Genomic DNA, 846 nt, shown 5'->3' on the forward strand with positions numbered 1-846 from the left:
AGTCAAGTAAGTATTTTTGCAATCTTCGTTTTGTCTAGTGTCTATTGTGAATTTTATCTGATATATCATTTTTATACTATCTATCTTTGTTTTTGTATCTTCTTATTTTGTTTTTGTATCTTCTATTTTATTTTTCGTGTCATCAACTTTATTATTAACTTTATCTTTTGTATTGTTTATATTTTTATCTATTTGATTAACTTTATCTTTTGCATTATTTACATCTTTATCTGCTTTATTTATTTTATCACTTACTTTATCCTTTGCACTATCTGCTTTATTTTTTGCTGTGATTAACTTATCTGATGCTGAATTAACTTTATCTGTAGCATTATCTATTTTAGAATTCACTTTATGTCTAGCTGAATCAACATCTCCTCTAGCACTACTTATTTTGCTATTTGCATCATTAATTTTAGAGTCTAATCCTGCAGTTAAATCTCCTGCTGAATCCAAGGCATTATTTGCATCTTTTAATGTATCCTTAGCCGAATCAACTTTATCAGAAAAACTATGTGCAAACTCAGTTAAAGAACTTATATGAGAATCTGTATCAAGCTCATCAAATTTATCTCTTATTTTTCCTGCCACATCAATATCCACGCTACTTTCCTGTGTAGTCGTTTTTTCTTCCTTTTTTCTTTTATATTATCATTTGAACAACCTGTTAAAATCATAGTTGAAATTAATGCAGTCATCAAAATTAATCTCTTTTTCATAGTTGCCTCCTTGTTTACTTAGAATTCTAACCTTTTACTATTTATTATTTACTATATTTTTTAATTTTGTATACAATAAATTAATTTATTTTATTATTTTTTGTTGCTACTAAAAAGTTCGATTTTT

The 846-nt window shown here is 25.8% G+C and carries 2 protein-coding genes; both read right to left on the reverse strand.

The genetic code is table 11. From position 1 onward, the window contains the following. Positions 1-102: 102 nt before the first annotated feature. Complete coding sequence (locus LEQ07_RS19675) at positions 103-603, reverse strand: hypothetical protein (protein WP_263331955.1); 501 nt, start codon at positions 601-603, stop codon at positions 103-105. Further along, positions 576-719: a hypothetical protein gene (locus tag LEQ07_RS19680; RefSeq protein WP_263331958.1), complete on the reverse strand. Its 144-nt coding sequence runs from the start codon at positions 717-719 to the stop codon at positions 576-578. The genes LEQ07_RS19675 and LEQ07_RS19680 overlap by 28 nt, the downstream gene beginning before the upstream one ends. Positions 720-846 lie beyond the last annotated feature (127 nt).

Origin of the sequence: Paraclostridium sp. AKS73, from assembly GCF_025671395.1 — a bacterium.
Lineage (GTDB): Bacteria > Bacillota > Clostridia > Peptostreptococcales > Peptostreptococcaceae > Paraclostridium > Paraclostridium benzoelyticum.

What these genes read in the sequence shown, in the direction of transcription:
- LEQ07_RS19680 (WP_263331958.1), bottom strand. Translation starts at nt 719, where the DNA reads ATGAAAAAGAGATTAATTTTGATGACTGCATTAATTTCAACTATGATT.